Here is a 16,973-nt window from a genome sequence, read left to right as displayed (position 1 = left end):
GATCCGATCGCTTCGCGCCGGTCGGCCGGCCTTTCGCGGCTCCTGGCCGGGCTGGGCCCGGCCGCGGTGCTTCAGGCCTGCCAGCCGCAGGTTTTGCCCTTGTTCTGCTCTTCCAGCCACTTCTGCAGCGGCGCAAAATATTCCAGCATCGGCTTGCCGCTCATCTCGCGGCTGCCGGTGAAGGCTTCCAGCGCATCCGGCCACGGCTTGCTCGCGCCCATCTCCAGCATGGCATTCAGCCGCTGGCCGACCTGCTTGTTGCCGTAGAAAGAGCAGCGGTGAAGCGGGCCCTTCCAGCCGGACATGTCGCACGCCGCCTTGTAGAACTGGAACTGGAGGATGCGCGCCAGGAAGTATCGCGCGTAGGGCGTGCTGGCCGGGATGTGGTACTTGGCGCCCGGATCGAAGTCGCCCTCGCTCCGCTGGGTCGGCGGCGTGATGCCCTGATATTGCAGGCGAAGCTGGTTCCATCCCGCCTCATACTGCTGCGGTCCGATCGAGCCGTCGAACACGCCCCAGCGCCATTTATCGACCAGCAGGCCGAATGGCAGGAACGCTACCTTGTCCATCGCCTGGCGCAGCAGCAGGCCGGTGTCCTTGCTGGCGTCCGGCACCTTGGAACGGTCGAGCAGGCCGATCTGCACCAGATATTCCGGCGTGACCGACAGCGCGATGAAATCGCCGATCGCCTCGTGGAAGCCGTCATTGGCGCCATTGAGGTAGAGGAACGGCTGCTTGTTGTAGGCGCGTTGGTAGTAGTTGTGGCCAAGCTCGTGGTGGATGGTAACGAAATCGTCGCCGTTGACCTTGGTGCACATCTTGATGCGCAGGTCGTCCTTGTTGTCGAGGTCCCAGGCCGACGCGTGGCAGATCACTTCGCGGCCTTCCGGTCGGACGATCTGGCTGCGCTGCCAGAAGGTCTCCGGCAACGGCGCGAGGCCGAGCGAGGTGTAGAAGCCCTCGCCGATCTTCACCATGTCGGTCGGGGTCTTCTTCTTGGCCTTGAGCAGCTCGGTGACGTCATAGCCGACATCGCCCGCTCCTTTGGGCGCGACCACGTCATAGATGTTGCCCCATTCCTGCGCCCACATGTTGCCCAGGAGGTCGGCGCGGATCGGGCCGGTCTTGGGCTGCACGCGGTCGCCATACTTCGCGTTCAGCCGGTCGCGGGTGTAGCAATGGAGCTGGTTGTAGAGCGGCGTCAGCTCGCTCCACAGCCGGTCGTACATGGCCGAGAATTCCTCGGGGCTCATGTCATAGCCCGACCGCCACATCGCGCCGCTGTCGGCATATCCGAGCTCCTTGGCGCCCTGGTTCGCGATCTCGACCATGCGGGTATAGTCCTGCCGCATCGGGCGGCCGACATTGTTGTGCCAGCTGGTCCACACTTCGGCGGTCTTGGCGGGATTGCGCAGCTCGCCCATCGCTTCCTCGGCGACGTCGCCGGTGATGGTCTTGCCGTCGAGCGTTGCGCGGCCCTTGCCATAGGTCGAAGACAGGCGGGTCGAGATGGTATTCAGTTCGGCCGCCGCCCCCTCGGTCGACGGTGCCGCCAGCACCAACGCGCCGCGCAGGATGTTGAGCTTGCGTGCGGTCTCGGGATCGAGCCCCTGCACCTTTGAGAATTCGGCGGCTTCCTTGGCGTAGGCGACGCCCTTTTCGGTGCCGATGGTGCCGAAATAGGCGGCCAGCGCGTCGGTGTCGTCCGTGATGTAGGTCGCGTTTACCCACTGTGCGCGCGACGATATGTTGGACAGATCGAGCAGGTCTTTCTCGACCGACGCGATGAACTGGCGCGCCCCTTCCGGTGTGCGGGCGGTCGTCGGAGCGGCGTCCGCCGCCACTGCTGCGGACGCGGTCTGGACCGGCTCCGCAGGTGTCGCGGCGCAGCCGGCGAGGGCAAGGGCGAAGAGGGAAACCGAAGCGGCCAATTTCATGGATCTGACGCCTTCAACTGGGGAAGATTGCGCCAAATCCCTGGGCCCGCCTCACCCCTCCGTCAAGAAGTCCGCAATGGCTTGCCCGAATTCCGGCTTGGTAACGCTGGACATGTGCGTTCCCGGCACCTCGACGAAGACCGCCGAAGGGATGGCTACGGCAAGCTCTTCGGCCGAACCATTGTCGTCATCCTCGCTCCCGCACACGACCAGGATCGGCATGGTGAAGGCACTGAGCCAGCCCTCAAAGGCGTCCTCGAACGATTCCAGCAGAAGGGCAGCGGCGGTGCGGTCGATCTTCTGGCTCTTCATGAATTGGATCGAGAGCCAGTGCGGATCGCCCCGCGGCAGGGTGTCGAAGCCCGCAATTGCTTCAAGAAAGAAGGTCTTTCGCCGCTGCCAATTGCGCAGCCCTTCAAGGCCGGCGCCGCCGAGGATCGCCTTGCTCGGCTTCAATCCTTCGCCAACCGCCTCAACCGTCGTCCGTGCGCCGAGCGAAAATCCGCCGAGGTCGAAATCCGCGAGATCGAGATGCGCGACCAGCTCGCGAAGGTCGCGGGCAAGCACGCCGCGGGGATAATGCTCCGCTCCGTGCGGCCTCCCGCTGCTCCCGTGCGCCCGCAGGTCAGGCATGATCACCCGCAAGCCCTGCGCCGCAATCCGCTCAGCATGGCCGAACTTGATCCAGTTCATGTTCGCGTCCGAGAACAGCCCATGAAGCAGGATAACGGCGCGGCCGGCACCTGTTTCGTGAAAGGCAAGCTCGACTCCGTCCGAGGCGGCCCAGCGGTGGGTAGCAATATCCGTCATGCCCCTACCCTAGCCGAACTAGTCAGCCATGGCATGGGCCGCCGGACCGTCCTGCGAAGCGCTCGCCTTGCGGAGCAGAAGCACCAGCGGAAGCGCGGCCAGCGTGATCCACATCATCAGCCAGAAGTCGTCGAGATAGGCGATGAACACCGCCTGCCGTGTCACCTCGGCGTTGATCACCGCTAGCGCGATGTCGCCTTGCTGCCCGATCCGCTCCAGCAGGCCGGGGTCGGTCGGGATGGTCGAGGCCGTGACGTTGCTTGCGATATCGGCATGGGCGACCTGGGTCATCCGCACCAGCTGCGAGCCGACCACCGCGATGCCGATCGACCCGCCGATGTTGCGAGCAAGATTGAGCAGCGAGGCGGCCGACGTCCGCAGCATCGGCTTCAGCGTCGCAAAGGCGAGGCTCTGCATGACCACGAAGATGAGACCGATACCGAGCCCCTGGATCACGCCCGACCAGATCACCGGACCCGCCGGCTGATCAAGCGCAAAGCCGGTCATCATCCACAGGCTGGTCGCCATAAGGCTGATCCCCGCCACCACCAGCAAGCGGCTGTCGAGCTTGCCGACGAGACGGCCCGCAACAAGCATAGAAATCAACGTCCCCACACCGCGCGGCGCGGTCAGGATCCCGGACTGAAGCACGCTATAGCCATAGACATGCTGCAACAGCGGCGGCAGCAGCGCGAGGCCGGCGAGCAGCAGCACGCCGGTGACCGCCATAAACAGCAGGCCGGTCGCGAAATTGCGGTCGGCGAACATGCCGCGTTCGAAGATTGGCGCCTTGGCGGTGAGCGTATGGACGGCGAACATCCACATGAAGGCGATCGCGAGGCCAAGCTCGATGATGATCTCCCAACTTTCGAACCAGTCCTGGCTCTCACCGCGGTCGAGGAACATCTGCAAAGAGCCGAGCGCCAGCGCCAGCAGCGCGAAACCGGCAAGGTCGAAGCGCCTCCGGCTGGTCTCGCTTTCCGGCATGGTCCGCCACAGCATCACGGCCGCCAGCACGCCGACCGGAAGGTTGACGATGAACACCCAGCGCCAGTCGAAGCTGTCGGTCAGCCAACCGCCCAGCACCGGACCCATGATCGGCCCGATCATGATCCCGCCGCCGAACAGGGCCATCGCCTGCGCGTGCTTTTCGGGCGGGTTGATGTCGAACATCGTCGCCTGCGCCAGCGGCACGAGAAAGGCGCCGGTGATGCCCTGGACGATGCGGAACGCGACCATCTCGGGCAGCGAGGTGGCGATGGCGCACAGCATCGATGCGGCGGTAAAGCCGATCACCGCCATGATCATCAGCCGCCGCCGCCCGATCCGCTCGGACAACCAGCCGGCGATGGGGATCGCGATGGCGCTGGCGACGATATAGCTCGTCAGCACCCAGTTCACGCTTTCCTGCGTGGCGCCGAGGCTCGCCTGCATGTGCGGCAGCGCGACGTTGGCGATGGTGGTGTCGAGCACCTGCATCAGCACCGCCAGCATCACCGCAATGGTGAGAAGCAGGTGCTGCGTGCGGTTGAGCGGTTGCGACGCGGCGTTCATGACCTGGGCACCCTGGCGAGGGGGCGGGGCTTACTCCACATCCACCGTGACCGTGGCGCTGAGACCGGCGATCATCGGCTTGGCGGGCTTGCCGTCAAAGCGGATGCGAACGGGCACGCGCTGCGTCACCTTGACCCAGTTGCCGTTGGCGTTCTGCGCCGGAAGGATGGCGAATTCGCTGCCCGTACCGGCGCCGATGCTCGACACGCGGCCGACGATCTCGAGGCCGGGATAGGCGTCGATCTCGATCCGAGCGCGCTGGCCCGGCGCCATGCGCGCAAGATCCTTCTCCTTGAAATTGGCCTCGACCCAGCTGTCGCCCGAGCCGACTAGCGACAAGAGTCCGATGCCCGGCGCCGCCTGCTGACCCGGCAACAGCCGATCGGTATTGGCGACGACGCCCGAGGTCGGCGCACGCACTTCGGTGCGCGACAGGTCAAGGCGAGCCTTCGCGATGGCCGCACGGGCTGCCGCCTCGCCCGGCTGCTCGCCGCCTGGCGCAATGGCGGCACCGGCGTTGGCGGCACGAGAGCGGGCGTCGGCCAGAGCCGTGCGCGACGCGGTGACGTCGGCCAGCGCCTCGTCATAGCGGACGCGGGTGGTGAAGCCTTGACGCAGCAATTCGGCCTGGCGGGCCAGCGCGCGTTCGTTGATGGTGAGCTGTGCCTGAGCGCCGGCAATGTCAGCGCCGGTACCGGCGGCGGCGGTCACCACCTGGCTCTTCGCCAGCCGCGCTTGCGCCAGCTGCGCTTCGGCAGACAGGAGCGCCACGCGATACGGCTCGGGATCGATCCGGAACAGGACCTGCCCGGCGCGGACCTGCTGCCCCTCCTTGACGAGCACCTCCGAGATCGGACCGCTGATCTGCGCTCCGACCGAGGTGATGTCCTGCTTGACCTGGGCATTGTCGGTCTCGACCTTGCCTTGCCCCGACCACCACATCCACGCCCCGCCTGCAAGCAGCAGCAGGGGCACGATCAGAAACAGCAGCAGCCGCTTGCGCTTGGCTGGGGCCTTGGCCGGCGTGTCCTCGGCCGCTTCGGCGCCGGTGACGACCTGCTCGTCCTCCAGCGGGGTGCCGGTGATCTTGGTTTCCTGGTTCATGCCGATGCCTTCGTAACCGGCGTCAGGCCGGTGATATTGTGTCTGATGGTGGCGAGCAGTGCGCGGGTCTGCTCAACGTCTGCCGGAGCAAGAGTGCCGAAAATCTCGGCGGAAAAACTGTCGGCAAGCGCGTGAAGTTTCGCGATCAGCGGCGCAGTGTCCTCGCAAAGGTAGAGCTGCCAAGCGCGCCGGTCACCCGGATCGCGTCGCCGCTCGACGAGGTTGGCTTCCTCCAGCTTGTCGACGATCCGACACAAGGTGATGGGCTCGATATCCATCCGCTCGGCGAGGTCCACCTGCCGCAGCCCCGGCTGAAGATCCAGGTGTGCAAGCACCCGCCATTGCGCACGCGTGATGCCGAGCTCCGCCGCCCGCCTATCGAATGCGCGACGAAGCGCGTGCGCGGTCTCGCCAATGTCCCAGGCCAGTTGCTCCATACACGATATATAGTAAGGCTGCTTATTAAATCAACGCCGTTGAACCTCCCTCGTTCCCGCCCGTTCGGTGGGACAAGAGGAGACGATTAGATGGAAGACGAGCGCATCTGGGAAATAGAAGAGAAGCTGTGGCACGGCGGCGGCGACGTGTACGAGACGTTGGTCGACGAGAATGTCGTGATGAGCCTCCCGGCCGAACCCTTCATCTTCACCCGCGACCAGGCCAAGGAAGCGGTCAAGAAGACGCCGCGGTGGGACGAGGTCAATTTCTCCGACACCAAGGTCAATCGACCTCACGAAGGGCTGATCGTGATCGGCTACCAGGTCGAAGCGAAGCGCGGCAAGGAAACCTATCGCTGCTATGCCAGCTCGACCATGATGCGCCGTGGGCATGAGGACTGGACCGTGGTCCACCACAGCCAGGTCGTGCCGCCCAAGGCGGTGGTCGACGCCTGAGGAAAGATTATCCCGTCACGCCGGACGGCCGCTACTTCGTGGTACGTGGCCGTCTGTGGCGAACAAGCAATCCCGCGCTCGCCCCTGATCGCCGGCAGGAGCTGGTGATCGAGCTGATGGACGCCCGCCGCAAGCGCGACCGGGCGCGGGTCGATGCGGCGAAGCGAGCCTTGGGCGAGCGCGGGCCGGTGTGGTGGGACGATGGCGATCCCGACTGGAACCGCCACCTCGCCAAGAACACGCCTTATGCCGATTGGTGGGCCGCTCACACCCCGCCCATCACCACCGAATAACCGGCGCTCTCCATGCTCGCCTGAAGAAGGTCGGCGACCGCCTGCGCATCTTCCCGGCTTTCCGAGCGCACCACGAAATTCGCGCCGACGCGGCCATCACGGAAGAATGGATAAGACCCGATCGCGATCCCCTCATGCGCCCGCTCGGTCTCGCGCAGCAGGTCCGCAACCTCGCTCTCCGGCACCATGCCGCCCAAGGTCACGCTGACCACCGGCCGCCCGCCCTCCAGCGTGCCGGTCAGGGCGTCGAGCATTCCCGCGGCGATATGCGGCACGCCCGCGAGGATGAAGATGTTGCCGTGGCGAATGCCGGGGGCTCCCGACACCTTGTTGACGATCAGCTCCGCGCCATCGGGCACCCGGGCCATTCGCAGCCGCGCGTCCGTCACCCCGCCGCGCGTTTCGTAATAACGCTCGAGGATCGCGCGGGCGTCAGGATGCACCACCACCTCCACGCCAAGGGCTGCGGCAATGGCATCCACCGTGATGTCGTCATGGGTCGGGCCGATCCCGCCGGTCGTGAAGAGATAATCGTTTTCCGCTCGCAGCGCGTTGGCGGCAGCGGCGATCTTCTCCACCACGTCCGGCACCACCCGCACTTCGGCGAGGCGGATCCCCTGGACGTTCAGCCAGGTCGCCAGCTGCGCGACATTCTTGTCCTGGGTCCGGCCCGACAGGATCTCGTCCCCGATGACGAGGAGGGCGGCGGTCCAGGTCTTTGCGCTTGCCATGTGGGTTCAGCTAGGCTCCTCCCCGCGGTCCGGCAACCTCACCCTCGGACGAGGTCTCCCGCTGCCCGCTCCAGCACCGGATCGCGCCCTGCCGCGATATCCGCGATGGTCGGCGCGACGAACACGTCGGGTTGAAGACCAGCATCGGGCTGCCGCCTTTCCGGATAATAACCGACCAGCGGGAGGTCGAACTCCAGCCCGCTCGCCGGCAGCCGCACGAAGAAGAAGCAGCCGCCATTGATGCCCCGCAGGTTGCCGCCGGTCGGCCGCCCGTAGAGCTTGCCCCCGCCGATCGCCCGCAGGTTCTGAGCGAATTGGAAGGTGGCGGAGCTGTTGACCGGACTGATCAGCACCGCGATTGGTACCGGCAGCCGCTTGCCGGCGGGGGCGATCGTCAGTGCATCCTCTCCGCCCGGACGAAGGAAGAAGCCGCCAGGCAAGGGTGTCGCCTTTTCCCCCAGTGTCCGGAAGCTCTGATCCCAGGTGTCGAGATAGGGGTCGAGCGAGGCCGGTGTGCGGCGAAAGCGCAGGCGCTGCTGCAGGGTTGGCGGAGTCCAGGTGCGGTCGATCGGCCGCGCCAGGATGGGATCGCCGCAATCGGCCCCGCCTTCATTATCGCGGAGGTCGACGATCAGCCCCTTGGCACTGCTCAGGCTGTCGAGGCGCTCGCTCAGCCAGCCCTTCCAATCCCACTTGCTGTCCCAGATCGCCCAGCCGGGCATCGTCAGCACCGCAATCCCATCCGGCCGCATCGCCCACTGCCACAGCGGCGCGTCCGCCTTGTCTTCGGGCGCGTTCATGCTTGCTTGCCGCGCCTTGAGGCCGATTGCCGGCAGGGACAGCTCTCGGCGCCGGCCACCGGGCTCAACCAAGCTTAGCCGATGCTCGCCCTTCGAAGGCGGCGCGAGCAAGCCCTGGAACACGTCAAAGGTCTCGATGCGATCGTCGGCCCGGACCTCCAGCAGCGAAATACGCTTGGCATCATTGTGCCCGTCGCTGCGGACCAGCCCGACCAGACGATCGCGAAGCACGGCAGGCTCCTCGCCGTTCAGTGCGATCACCCGGGTGCCCCGCGTTAGGGTTCCCGACGCATCGCCGGTGACAACCATCGCCCGGTCGACCCACACGAAATGGAACGGCAGCCGCGTCGGACGGTCAAACAACTCCGCCGCGACGGCCTTCTTCTGATTGAAGAAGTTGCCGTAACTGTGCCCGCAGCGGATTGCTGCTGTCAGCTTGGCCAGCGCAAGATAGCGGCCTGCGAGGTCAGGCGCCTGCCCGAACTCCGCTGCGAAGCGCTGCACCCGCCCTTCGAACATCTGCGGCGACTGGTAGCGATAAAGCCCCGGATGCAGCTTCATCGCTTCGCGCAGGATGGCGACGTCGCCGGCAAGATCCTGACGGCTCAGCGCATCGGCCGCCCAGCTTCGCGCCGACAGTCCGACCCCAAGCAGCGCCACGCCCCCGCCCTGGAGAAAAGTCCTGCGCCTCACCCCACGCTCCTTCGACTTTTCGCGCCCGAACCCCTAGATAGCAGAAATGACGCAATACATCACCGTAGCCGCGGAGGACCGCAGCGAAGCGCGCAGCGGCGTGATCAAGCTCCATGACGAGGCCGGATTCGCCGGCATGCGCGCCGCCGGCCGCTTGGCAGCCGAGATCCTCGACGCGTTGGCGCCCCTGGTCGCACCCGGCATCACCACCGCCGAGCTAGACGCCACCATATACCGCCTGATGCGCGAGGCTGGAGCGGTCCCGGCTACCCTCGGCTATCGCGGTTATACCCACAGCAGCTGCATCTCGATCAATCATGTGGTCTGCCACGGCATCCCGAGCGACAAGCCCTTGAAGGACGGCGATATCGTCAACATCGACGTCACCCCAATTCTCGACGGATGGCACGGTGACAGCAGCCGTATGTACCTCGTCGGCGACGTTGGGGTGAAAGCACGCCGGCTGGTGGACATCACCTACGAATGCCTGATGCTCGGGCTCGAACAGGCCAAGCCCGGCAACCGCCTCGGCGACATCAGCGCGGCAATCCAGCGCCATGCTGAGAAGAACCGCTATTCTGTTGTGCGCGATTTCTGCGGCCACGGGCTTGGCCGGCTGTTCCACGACAGCCCCGAAGTGGTTCACGCCGGCCGCGCGGGCACCGGGCCCGAGCTCAAGCCGGGCATGTTCTTCACGGTCGAACCGATGATCAACATCGGCCGCGCGGACTGCAAGATGCTGGACGACGGCTGGACGGCAGTGACCCGCGACAGGTCGCTGTCAGCTCAATTCGAGCATTCGATCGGTATTACCGAAGACGGCTGCGAGATCTTTACGACGAGCCCCAAGGGCCTGCACCAGCCGCCTTACTAAGCGGCGGCTACCAGCCGGCGACCATCGCCTCGGCGCGCTCGACGTCTTCGGGGAAATCGACTTCGCCCCATTGTTCGCCGGCAATGTCGAGCGTCCACACCTCGCTCTCCTGAGCGAGATGGTGGATGACGCGCAGATACCAGATCTGCGTGCCTTCGGGCGACCGCATCGCTTCCTCGATCGCGGCCCGGAAGCGCTCGGCACCGTCACCGCGGAAGGCGAGCAGGCCGATCGATTCGGCGTTCACCCCATCCTCGTCGGTCAGCCTCTTGCCGATCGCCCGAAGCCGGCCGCCATCCTCGACCACCTTCATGTCGTCGGCGTCATAAGCCTCGGGCTTGCGGTCGATGGTGACGCAGATGCCGCTCTGCCCGCTATTGGCGACCACTTTCTTCATCAGCGCCGGGCTGACCATCGTGTCGCCGTTCCACACCAGGGTGTCGCCTTGCAGCGCCTCGCGCGCCATGAACAGCGAGCCGGTGTTGTCCGCGACCTTATAGAACGGATTGAACACGGTCCGGACCGCCGGTCCCTCACCGGCAGCGCGGCGCCGCTCCAGCGCTTCTTCGATCGCGTGATCGCGAAAGCCGGTCACCACCACCACCTGGCTCACGCTGCAGGCTGCAGCCACGTCGAGCTGGCGGTCGAGCAGGCTGCGCCCGCCGAACTCGATCAGGCACTTGGGCCGGTCGGAAGTGAGATGGCCGAGGCGGGATCCTTGCCCCGCCGACAGGATGATTGCCTGACGCATGGCCAGCGCCGTTGCCGGGGAATTGCGGCAAAGCCAAGACGATGTCTAAGGTGATTTCGGCAGGGCGTGGGAGAAGTTGACGTGAAGAAGGTCGAAGCGATCATCAAGCCGTTCAAGCTGGACGACGTGAAGGACGCGCTTCACGACGTCGGGGTCAGCGGCATGACGGTGACCGAGGTCAAGGGTTTCGGACGCCAGAAAGGCCACACCGAACTGTACCGCGGCGCCGAATATGTGATCGACTTTCTACCCAAGGTGAAGATCGAAGTGGTGGTCGAAGACAGCTTGGTCACCAACACGGTGGAGGCCATCGCAAGCGCTGCGCGCACCGGCCGCATCGGCGACGGCAAGATCTTCGTCTCCCCTATCGAACAAGCGATCCGCATTCGCACCGGTGACGAAGGCCCGGACGCGATCTAAGCCGTTACGCAGCACGTGAGCACCAACGATCCCCGCCTCGCTTCCATGGCGCCCGAAGAGCTGCGCAGCCACATGCGCGCGCTTGGCTATCGGACGCAAAACGATTTGGCGAATGCGATCGGGGTCAGCCGTTCGGCCGTATCGTTATGGCTCGAAGGCAAGGTCGGCGTGCCGCGGCCCGTTGCCATGCTGCTCAGGATGCTGGTCGCGGCTCAGCGCCGCTCATTCTAACGCCAGAGCTGAAGCGCGCGCACCGCATCGGGGAAGCGGGTGCCGTCGTCCAGCCGCGCCAGCTGCCGGTCGGTCAGCTGCCAACGCTGCGCAATACCTGACCGCCGCCAATAATCCGCCATCCACCAGCTGCCCGACAGATCCACGCCGTCGATCTCGATCTTGAGTTCGACCTCAACCGCGAACAGCGCCGACTGGACGATCTTGCGCGAATAAACGCTGTTTCCGAAGCGGTAGCCATGCAGCCGCCACCCCGTCCCGGCCGCTTCGACCAGGCTCTTGCGATCGAGCAGCACCGGCGCCTTGCCCCCGACCACCAGCCTGAAGCGGCTCGACAGCAGCTTCTTCATCATCTTGCGGTCACCCTCGAGCCACGCCCGCATCAGCTGATGCTCAAGCGCCTCGATGCGCATGTTACCCTCGCTTGCCATGAATCGGCTCATAACGCCGCGTTGCGCGGAGGCAACGGCGAGACGGCAAGAGCCTCCCGCCGCGCTCTCGCGGGGAACGCCTCTGCCCCTTGTTCATTGGCAGTGGAAGATGGACCTCGCCACTCTTCACCTCGAACTTGCCCCCCTGCTGCCGGCGATCGGCGGCACGATCGGCGGTGCCCTCCTCCTTTATCTTCTCGTCACCACGCTGACTGCCTGCTCGATCCCCGGTGTGCTGATCCCGATGAGCCTGACCGGCGGGCTGCTGCTGGGGCCTTGGCTCGCAGTGCTGACGGTCACCACCGGCGCCGTGACCGGCAGCCTGTTCCTGTTTGCGCTGACGCGCCGATTCGGTGCCGAGCGATTGCGCCGACGATTCGGTCACCGGCTCGAACCCTTGGAAGCGCGACTCACGCGCTTTGGGCCCTACGCTGTCGTCGCGCTTCGCGTTGCTGGCGCTCCCGGGCCCCTGATCACCGCGGGCGCCGCTCTTACCTCGATGAACCGCACGCCCTTTGCCCTTGCCACCCTCGCCGGTCTGTTGCCGAGCGTGGTGCTTGCCGCAGCAGGTCCCGGCCTTCTGCTCGGCTGAGCGCGAGTTCCCGCGAAGAATTCACCCTGCACTTGGCCTTGGCCGCGCCCGCTGGAATCGGTGTCCGCGCACGATCAAGACAAGCAAGGACGATTCTCCCATGGCCGACAAGGTGACCGCTCACTCCATCATGAAACGCCTTGAGGAAGAGGAGATCGAGTGGGTCGATCTTCGCTTCACCGATCCCAAAGGCAAGTGGCAGCACCTCACCATGGCCGCTGGCGCCATCGACGAGGACATGCTGGAAGACGGCTTCATGTTCGACGGCTCGTCGATCGCGGGCTGGAAGGCGATCAACGAGAGCGACATGATCCTGATGCCGGATCTGGGCGCCACCTACATCGACCCGTTCAGCGCGACCCCGATGCTGATTGTCTGCTGCAACGTGGTCGAGCCCGCCACCGGCGAACTCTACGCCCGCGATCCCCGCTCCACCGCGACCCGCGCCGAGGCCTATCTCAAGGAAACCAACCTCGCCGACACCGTCTACGTCGGGCCGGAAGCCGAATTCTTCATGTTCGATGACGTCCGCTTCGGCGACGATTACAACGGCAGCTACTACCACCTCGACGATATCGAGCTGCCGACCAACACCGGCCGCACCTACGAAGGCGGCAACATGGCGCACCGTCCGCGCGCCAAGGGCGGCTATTTCCCCGTCGCACCGGTCGACAGCGCCGTCGACATCCGCGGCGAGATGGTCTCGACCATGCTCGAGATGGGCCTGCCCTGCGACAAGCACCACCACGAGGTCGCCGCCGCCCAGCACGAGCTTGGCCTGACCTTCGGCACCCTTGTCCAGACCGCCGACCGGATGCAGGTCTACAAGTACGTCGTGCACCAGGTCGCCCACGCCTATGGCAAGACCGCGACCTTCATGCCCAAGCCGATCGCCAAGGATAATGGCTCGGGCATGCACACCCACTTCTCGCTGTGGAGCAGCGGCAAGCCCCTCTTCGCGGGCAACGGCTATGCCGGCCTTTCCGACACCGCGCTCTACTTCATCGGCGGCGTCATTAAGCACGCCCGCGCGCTGAACGCCTTCACCAACCCGACCACCAACAGCTACAAGCGGCTGGTGCCGGGCTTCGAAGCGCCGGTGCTGCTGGCCTATTCGAGCCGCAACCGCTCGGCCTCCTGCCGAATTCCCTACGGCACGGGCGAAAAGAGCAAGCGCGTCGAGTTCCGCTTCCCCGATGCGATGGCCAATCCGTATCTCGCCTATGCAGCGATCCTGATGGCCGGCCTCGACGGCGTCCAGAACCGCATCCACCCGGGTGAGGCGATGGACAAGAACCTCTACGACCTGCCGCCGGCCGAGCTGGTCAACGTGCCAACCGTCTGCGGTTCGCTGCGCGAGGCGCTGACCAGCCTCGCCGCGGACAAGGACTTCCTCCTCAAGGGCGATGTCTTCACGGCCGACCAGATCGACGCCTACATCGACATCAAGTGGGAAGAAGTGATGCGCTGGGAGACCACCCCCAGTCCGGTCGAATTCGACATGTATTATTCGAGCTGACGATCCTGGGGCTCCGGTGGTCGCGCCGGAGCCCCGCTTAAATCATCCGTAATCAATGGCTCCTAGTCCTTGCCCCCTTACTCTGGACAGGGATTGGCGGGCCGGCATGAAGGAGATTGGCGACTGGGCACTGGCTCGCCGTGGCGCGGAAGAACCGTTGCTGCGCACCAAGAAACGCGGTTCCTCCGCTCCTGCCACCACTGATGAAGACGAGCGCTTTTCAGGCATCACTGTGAAGCGCGACGCCCTGCGCAAGGCCAATCACCGGGGCGGCGATCGGCACCGCCTCCCTCACGAAACCGTGGACGTTCTCCACAACGAGACGCGCCAGACGGCCACTCTCATCAACCTGTCCGGTGGCGGCGCCATGATCGAGGGCGCCGCGGGCCTGAAGCTCTGGGACCGTGTTCTTCTCCAGCTCGGCGAGTGCGGCCAGGTCGAAGCGGCGGTGCGCTGGGTTCGGGGTGAGCGCCTCGGCCTCGAATTCGCCCATGAAACGCGGATCGATGCCAGCGCCGAGGAAACCGCACGGATGCTCCGCGAGGTGATCAGCCGCTCCTTCCCCGATGTTGTCGCAAAAGCGGAAGCTCGCCGGCAGGAGCAAGCCAGCGCCGCAGCGCCAGCGGGTGACGCGGCCGAAGCCGACCCAGCCGAGCAGCGCAACGAAGCTGAACGCCCTCTTCGCCACCCGCTGATCTGGTCGGGGCTCATTCACTACGCTCACGACAGCTCGCCGGTGCGGCTGCGCAACATCTCGCAAGGCGGCGTGCTAATCCAGTGCGAGCAACCGTTAGAGATTGGCGCCGAGCTTCTTCTTGACCTCGATACGGCCGGCTCTTTCTTTGCAACGGTCAACTGGGCGCAAGGCGACACTGCAGGCCTGAAGTTCCACGCACCGTTCGACCTGCAGGTCCTTGCCTCCGCCAAGCCAAGCGTTGCCGGCCCTCGTTGGGTCAAGCCCGACTATCTGCGGGAAAGCAGCTCCGGGAGCGGACCGTGGGCCAAACAGTGGGGTCGCAGCGACCTCGGGGAGCTTCATCACAGACTTGGTTTGTGACAGGCCCGATCGGCCGCTAGGGCGCCTGACGGCTAGTGAAGCGAGTCACGTCGAGATCAAAGAACGGCCGGCCGTCACGCCTGATCTCCAGCCGCCGCGGAAAGACGGCTTCCCCTGAGCGCCACAGGCCGACGATCCTGAACTCCGGCCGCACTGGCGACCCCTCCGCTGCAACCCAGTTGGCAGCGGTCCGCAGCTGATTGCCGCGACATCGAAACGAGGTGGAATCGACCACAACGGCGTCCGACATGGCTATCCCGGGCGGCTCCTTCGCACAGCTGCGTGCCGCCTCCTGCAGCTGCCGCTAGAAAGCGAATTGTGCGCGTTCTTCGACTGCAAAGGCAGGCGGCATGTCCACCACCGTGCCGCCGCGTTCGAGCGTTGCCGCTCCCGATGTCGGTATGACCAGTCGCCGCAAGCCTTTGGTCTCGCCCTCGACGATCGGCCACGTCTCGCTGACGATCCGGTCTGCTTCCATCCGCGAGCGAACGCCGATTGCGATGGTGCGTGCTCCATCGTGAACCACTGCCCCCCCTTCCCACGCCAGCACCGGTGCGGCGCTCGCTATGGTCAAGGCGATCAGCAGGCTCACACCGCTGCCCGCGTCCGCGCCGCCTGCCGCTGCGCCCACAAGGCATAGACGGCGAGGCCGATCAGGTTCCACAGCAGGAAATACCAGCGGGTCTGCGCCGGCAGGCTCCAGAACAGGTACAAGCAGCCAAGGATGCCAAGCGGCCCGATAATGGTCGCCGCAGGCGCCCGGAACTTGCGCTCGGCACCCGGATCACGGCGGCGAAGCACCAGCATGGCCGCACACACCGCGACGAATGCCGCCAGCGTGCCGGCATTGGCCAGCGCGGCAATCTCGTCGAGCGGGAACAGGCCGGCAATCACCGCCACCACCGCGGCGGTGAACAGGGTGATCCGCACCGGACTGCCCCGGCTCGACACCCGGGCGAGTCCCTGCGGCAGCAGGCCGTCGCGGGCCATGGTGAAGAAGATGCGGCTTTGCCCGTAGAAGAAGGCGAGGATCACCGTCGGCAGCGCGATCACCGCACTGGCGCCCAGCAGCTGCGCGGCCCAGCCCGATCCGATCTCACGCAGGATCAGCGCCAGCGGCTCGGGGCTGTCGGCAAAGCGGGTGAACGCCAGCGCGCCGATCGCGGCGGCGGCCACCGCCACGTAGATTGCCACGCACACCACCATCGATCCGACGATCCCGATCGACAGGTCGCGTCCGGGGTTCTTGGCTTCCTCGGCCGCCGTTGCGATCGCGTCGAAGCCGTAGAAGGCGAAAAAGATGATCGCCGCGGCGGCCATCACCCCGACTTCGCTCCCGCTCGGGCCGGAACGCGGGAAGCCGTACGGCATGAACGGCTCGAAGTTGCTCGCCTGGAAGTGCGGCAGGGCAACGAAGATGAACAACGCCAGCGCGGCCAGCTTCACCAGCACCAGGATCGCGTTCAGCGTGGCGCTTTCCCGCGTTCCCGCCATCAGCATGGCCGCGACCAGGCCGATGATTACCACCGCCGGCACGTTCAGCACGCCTCCGGCATGCGGTCCCGCGGTCCAGGTGACGGGTAGCGCCCAGCCTAGGCTTGCCAGGAAGCCAGTCACATAGCCCGACCAGCCGACCGCCACCGCACTCACCACTAGGCTGTACTCGAGAATCAGGCTCCATCCGATGATCCAGGCGATCAGCTCGCCGAACACCACATAACTGTAGGTGTAGGCCGATCCCGACGCCGGGATCATCGTTGCGACCTCGGCATAAGCCAGCGCCGCGCAGGCGCAGATCAGGCCGGCAATGGCGAAGCTCAGGATCACCGCGGGACCTGCCTTCCCCGCCCCGACCCCGATCAGGGTCAGGATGCCGGTGCCGACGATTGCACCGACGCCGAGCGCCACCAGATGCGGCCACGACAGGGTGCGCGCCAGGCGGTGGTGCTCGGGCATGTCGTCATGCGCGACGACGGTCTTGCGATAGGTCCAATGGTTCATAGGGCGCGAAGGAAGCCGAACCCCGGGCACTCGTCAACGAAAAGGATGGCTCAGTGAACGGTGCCGACCGGCTCGTCGCTGGCGAGGGTCACAATCACCCGCTCGATCTGCCGCCAATGGCAGAAACGCAGCACGTTGCCGCGATCGCGCGCGCCTTCGGCCCGGACCGCTGCTTCCATTCCTGCGTCGGCACCGAAATTCGCGATCAACTGGCAGGCATCATCAAGGGCACGGCGGGAAGCGATAAAGGTCACCATGGGCACGGTCTTAGTCCGCAAGGCC

20 protein-coding genes are annotated in these 16,973 nt (G+C 65.6%); 8 read left to right on the top strand and 12 right to left on the bottom strand.

From position 1 onward, the window contains the following. Positions 1 to 71 precede the first annotated feature (71 nt). The 5 genes from ACP69Z_RS09395 to ACP69Z_RS09375 are packed head-to-tail and all read right to left on the bottom strand — an operon-like array spanning position 72 to position 5,842. Positions 72 to 1,937 carry a M2 family metallopeptidase gene (locus ACP69Z_RS09395; RefSeq protein ID WP_426267237.1) on the bottom strand — a complete coding sequence of 622 codons (1,866 nt, stop codon included), beginning with the start codon at positions 1,935 to 1,937 and terminating at the stop codon, positions 72 to 74. 51 nt (positions 1,938 to 1,988) lie between these two features. Then, entirely contained in the window at positions 1,989 to 2,747 is a 759-nt protein-coding gene (locus tag ACP69Z_RS09390; protein WP_426267236.1) for an alpha/beta fold hydrolase, read from the bottom strand. 18 nt (positions 2,748 to 2,765) lie between these two features. Then, positions 2,766 to 4,301, bottom strand: a complete 1,536-nt coding sequence (locus ACP69Z_RS09385; protein ID WP_426267235.1) for a DHA2 family efflux MFS transporter permease subunit — start codon at positions 4,299 to 4,301, stop codon at positions 2,766 to 2,768. A gap of 30 nt (positions 4,302 to 4,331) precedes the next feature. After that, positions 4,332 to 5,405: an HlyD family secretion protein gene (locus ACP69Z_RS09380; RefSeq protein ID WP_426267234.1), complete on the bottom strand. Its 1,074-nt coding sequence runs from the start codon at positions 5,403 to 5,405 to the stop codon at positions 4,332 to 4,334. Then, positions 5,402 to 5,842 (bottom strand): MarR family winged helix-turn-helix transcriptional regulator, encoded by a 441-nt coding sequence (locus ACP69Z_RS09375; RefSeq protein ID WP_426267233.1) that lies wholly within the window; start codon positions 5,840 to 5,842, stop codon positions 5,402 to 5,404. The genes ACP69Z_RS09380 and ACP69Z_RS09375 overlap by 4 nt, the downstream gene beginning before the upstream one ends. Before the next feature lie 90 nt (positions 5,843 to 5,932). Between ACP69Z_RS09375 and ACP69Z_RS09370 the strand changes: the two genes are divergently transcribed. After that, on the top strand, positions 5,933 to 6,298 hold the full coding sequence (locus ACP69Z_RS09370; protein WP_426267232.1) for a DUF4440 domain-containing protein: 366 nt from the start codon (positions 5,933 to 5,935) through the stop codon (positions 6,296 to 6,298). Positions 6,299 to 6,336: 38 nt separating this feature from the next. Continuing rightward, positions 6,337 to 6,591, top strand: a complete 255-nt coding sequence (locus ACP69Z_RS09365; protein WP_426267231.1) for a hypothetical protein — start codon at positions 6,337 to 6,339, stop codon at positions 6,589 to 6,591. Here the strand turns inward: ACP69Z_RS09365 and ACP69Z_RS09360 are convergent. Both ACP69Z_RS09360 and ACP69Z_RS09355 read right to left on the bottom strand, forming a co-directional pair. Then, the gene (locus tag ACP69Z_RS09360; RefSeq protein ID WP_426267230.1) at positions 6,564 to 7,322 is read right to left on the bottom strand and encodes a competence/damage-inducible protein A; all 759 of its coding nucleotides are present in this window, start codon (positions 7,320 to 7,322) and stop codon (positions 6,564 to 6,566) included. The genes ACP69Z_RS09365 and ACP69Z_RS09360 overlap by 28 nt on opposite strands. 38 nt (positions 7,323 to 7,360) lie before the next feature. Beyond that, complete coding sequence (locus tag ACP69Z_RS09355; RefSeq protein ID WP_426267229.1) at positions 7,361 to 8,815, bottom strand: S41 family peptidase; 1,455 nt, start codon at positions 8,813 to 8,815, stop codon at positions 7,361 to 7,363. 46 nt (positions 8,816 to 8,861) lie between these two features. Here ACP69Z_RS09355 and map point away from each other — a divergent pair, with 46 nt between their 5' ends. After that, complete coding sequence (gene map, locus ACP69Z_RS09350) at positions 8,862 to 9,689, top strand: type I methionyl aminopeptidase (RefSeq protein WP_426267228.1); 828 nt, start codon at positions 8,862 to 8,864, stop codon at positions 9,687 to 9,689. 7 nt (positions 9,690 to 9,696) lie between these two features. Here map and ACP69Z_RS09345 read toward each other — a convergent pair whose 3' ends face one another. Beyond that, positions 9,697 to 10,446: an NTP transferase domain-containing protein gene (locus ACP69Z_RS09345; RefSeq protein ID WP_426268078.1), complete on the bottom strand. Its 750-nt coding sequence runs from the start codon at positions 10,444 to 10,446 to the stop codon at positions 9,697 to 9,699. A gap of 75 nt (positions 10,447 to 10,521) precedes the next feature. Here ACP69Z_RS09345 and ACP69Z_RS09340 point away from each other — a divergent pair, with 75 nt between their 5' ends. Together ACP69Z_RS09340 and ACP69Z_RS09335 are read left to right on the top strand one after the other, a co-directional pair. Continuing rightward, positions 10,522 to 10,860, top strand: coding sequence for a P-II family nitrogen regulator (locus ACP69Z_RS09340; RefSeq protein WP_426267227.1), 339 nt, complete (start codon positions 10,522 to 10,524; stop codon positions 10,858 to 10,860). 15 nt (positions 10,861 to 10,875) lie between these two features. Continuing rightward, positions 10,876 to 11,091, top strand: coding sequence for a helix-turn-helix domain-containing protein (locus ACP69Z_RS09335; RefSeq protein ID WP_426267226.1), 216 nt, complete (start codon positions 10,876 to 10,878; stop codon positions 11,089 to 11,091). Here the strand turns inward: ACP69Z_RS09335 and ACP69Z_RS09330 are convergent. Then, positions 11,088 to 11,522 (bottom strand): nuclear transport factor 2 family protein, encoded by a 435-nt coding sequence (locus ACP69Z_RS09330; protein WP_426267225.1) that lies wholly within the window; start codon positions 11,520 to 11,522, stop codon positions 11,088 to 11,090. The two genes, ACP69Z_RS09335 and ACP69Z_RS09330, sit on opposite strands and share 4 nt — an antisense overlap. 109 nt (positions 11,523 to 11,631) lie before the next feature. Here ACP69Z_RS09330 and ACP69Z_RS09325 point away from each other — a divergent pair, with 109 nt between their 5' ends. The 3 genes from ACP69Z_RS09325 (at position 11,632) to ACP69Z_RS09315 (ending at position 14,690) form a co-directional block, all read left to right on the top strand. Beyond that, on the top strand, positions 11,632 to 12,114 hold the full coding sequence (locus ACP69Z_RS09325; RefSeq protein ID WP_426267224.1) for a VTT domain-containing protein: 483 nt from the start codon (positions 11,632 to 11,634) through the stop codon (positions 12,112 to 12,114). Between the two features lie 100 nt (positions 12,115 to 12,214). Then, positions 12,215 to 13,633: a type I glutamate--ammonia ligase gene (gene glnA / locus ACP69Z_RS09320; RefSeq protein ID WP_426267223.1), complete on the top strand. Its 1,419-nt coding sequence runs from the start codon at positions 12,215 to 12,217 to the stop codon at positions 13,631 to 13,633. Between the two features lie 106 nt (positions 13,634 to 13,739). Next, complete coding sequence (locus ACP69Z_RS09315; protein ID WP_426267222.1) at positions 13,740 to 14,690, top strand: PilZ domain-containing protein; 951 nt, start codon at positions 13,740 to 13,742, stop codon at positions 14,688 to 14,690. Between the two features lie 304 nt (positions 14,691 to 14,994). Here ACP69Z_RS09315 and ACP69Z_RS09310 read toward each other — a convergent pair whose 3' ends face one another. Genes ACP69Z_RS09310 through ACP69Z_RS09300 form a run of 3 tightly spaced genes read right to left on the bottom strand, consistent with a single transcriptional unit; the run spans position 14,995 to position 16,948 of the window. Beyond that, entirely contained in the window at positions 14,995 to 15,282 is a 288-nt protein-coding gene (locus ACP69Z_RS09310; protein WP_426267221.1) for a hypothetical protein, read from the bottom strand. Continuing rightward, positions 15,279 to 16,691 carry an amino acid permease gene (locus ACP69Z_RS09305; RefSeq protein ID WP_426267220.1) on the bottom strand — a complete coding sequence of 471 codons (1,413 nt, stop codon included), beginning with the start codon at positions 16,689 to 16,691 and terminating at the stop codon, positions 15,279 to 15,281. Before ACP69Z_RS09305 ends, ACP69Z_RS09310 begins: the two co-directional genes overlap by 4 nt. Before the next feature lie 50 nt (positions 16,692 to 16,741). Then, complete coding sequence (locus tag ACP69Z_RS09300) at positions 16,742 to 16,948, bottom strand: hypothetical protein (protein WP_426267219.1); 207 nt, start codon at positions 16,946 to 16,948, stop codon at positions 16,742 to 16,744. Positions 16,949 to 16,973 lie beyond the last annotated feature (25 nt).

The organism is Sphingomonas sp. LHG3443-2 (assembly GCF_049896405.1).
In the GTDB taxonomy this organism is placed as follows: Bacteria; Pseudomonadota; Alphaproteobacteria; order Sphingomonadales; family Sphingomonadaceae; genus Sphingomicrobium.
The sequence above is the reverse complement of the archived record's forward strand: the minus strand, read 5'-3'. Positions and strand labels throughout refer to the sequence as shown.

Bases quoted from the DNA above. Each gene is read 5' to 3' on its own strand.
- ACP69Z_RS09325 (WP_426267224.1), top strand. From the start codon at position 11,632: ATGGACCTCGCCACTCTTCACCTCGAACTTGCCCCCCTGCTGCCGGCG.
- ACP69Z_RS09360 (WP_426267230.1), bottom strand. From the start codon at position 7,322: ATGGCAAGCGCAAAGACCTGGACCGCCGCCCTCCTCGTCATCGGGGAC.
- ACP69Z_RS09315 (WP_426267222.1), top strand. From the start codon at position 13,740: ATGAAGGAGATTGGCGACTGGGCACTGGCTCGCCGTGGCGCGGAAGAA.
- ACP69Z_RS09390 (WP_426267236.1), bottom strand. From the start codon at position 2,747: ATGACGGATATTGCTACCCACCGCTGGGCCGCCTCGGACGGAGTCGAG.
- ACP69Z_RS09375 (WP_426267233.1), bottom strand. From the start codon at position 5,842: ATGGAGCAACTGGCCTGGGACATTGGCGAGACCGCGCACGCGCTTCGT.
- map (WP_426267228.1), top strand. From the start codon at position 8,862: ATGACGCAATACATCACCGTAGCCGCGGAGGACCGCAGCGAAGCGCGC.
- glnA (WP_426267223.1), top strand. From the start codon at position 12,215: ATGGCCGACAAGGTGACCGCTCACTCCATCATGAAACGCCTTGAGGAA.
- ACP69Z_RS09385 (WP_426267235.1), bottom strand. From the start codon at position 4,301: ATGAACGCCGCGTCGCAACCGCTCAACCGCACGCAGCACCTGCTTCTC.
- ACP69Z_RS09395 (WP_426267237.1), bottom strand. From the start codon at position 1,937: ATGAAATTGGCCGCTTCGGTTTCCCTCTTCGCCCTTGCCCTCGCCGGC.
- ACP69Z_RS09380 (WP_426267234.1), bottom strand. From the start codon at position 5,405: ATGAACCAGGAAACCAAGATCACCGGCACCCCGCTGGAGGACGAGCAG.
- ACP69Z_RS09330 (WP_426267225.1), bottom strand. From the start codon at position 11,522: ATGGCAAGCGAGGGTAACATGCGCATCGAGGCGCTTGAGCATCAGCTG.
- ACP69Z_RS09370 (WP_426267232.1), top strand. From the start codon at position 5,933: ATGGAAGACGAGCGCATCTGGGAAATAGAAGAGAAGCTGTGGCACGGC.
- ACP69Z_RS09300 (WP_426267219.1), bottom strand. From the start codon at position 16,948: ATGGTGACCTTTATCGCTTCCCGCCGTGCCCTTGATGATGCCTGCCAG.
- ACP69Z_RS09305 (WP_426267220.1), bottom strand. From the start codon at position 16,691: ATGAACCATTGGACCTATCGCAAGACCGTCGTCGCGCATGACGACATG.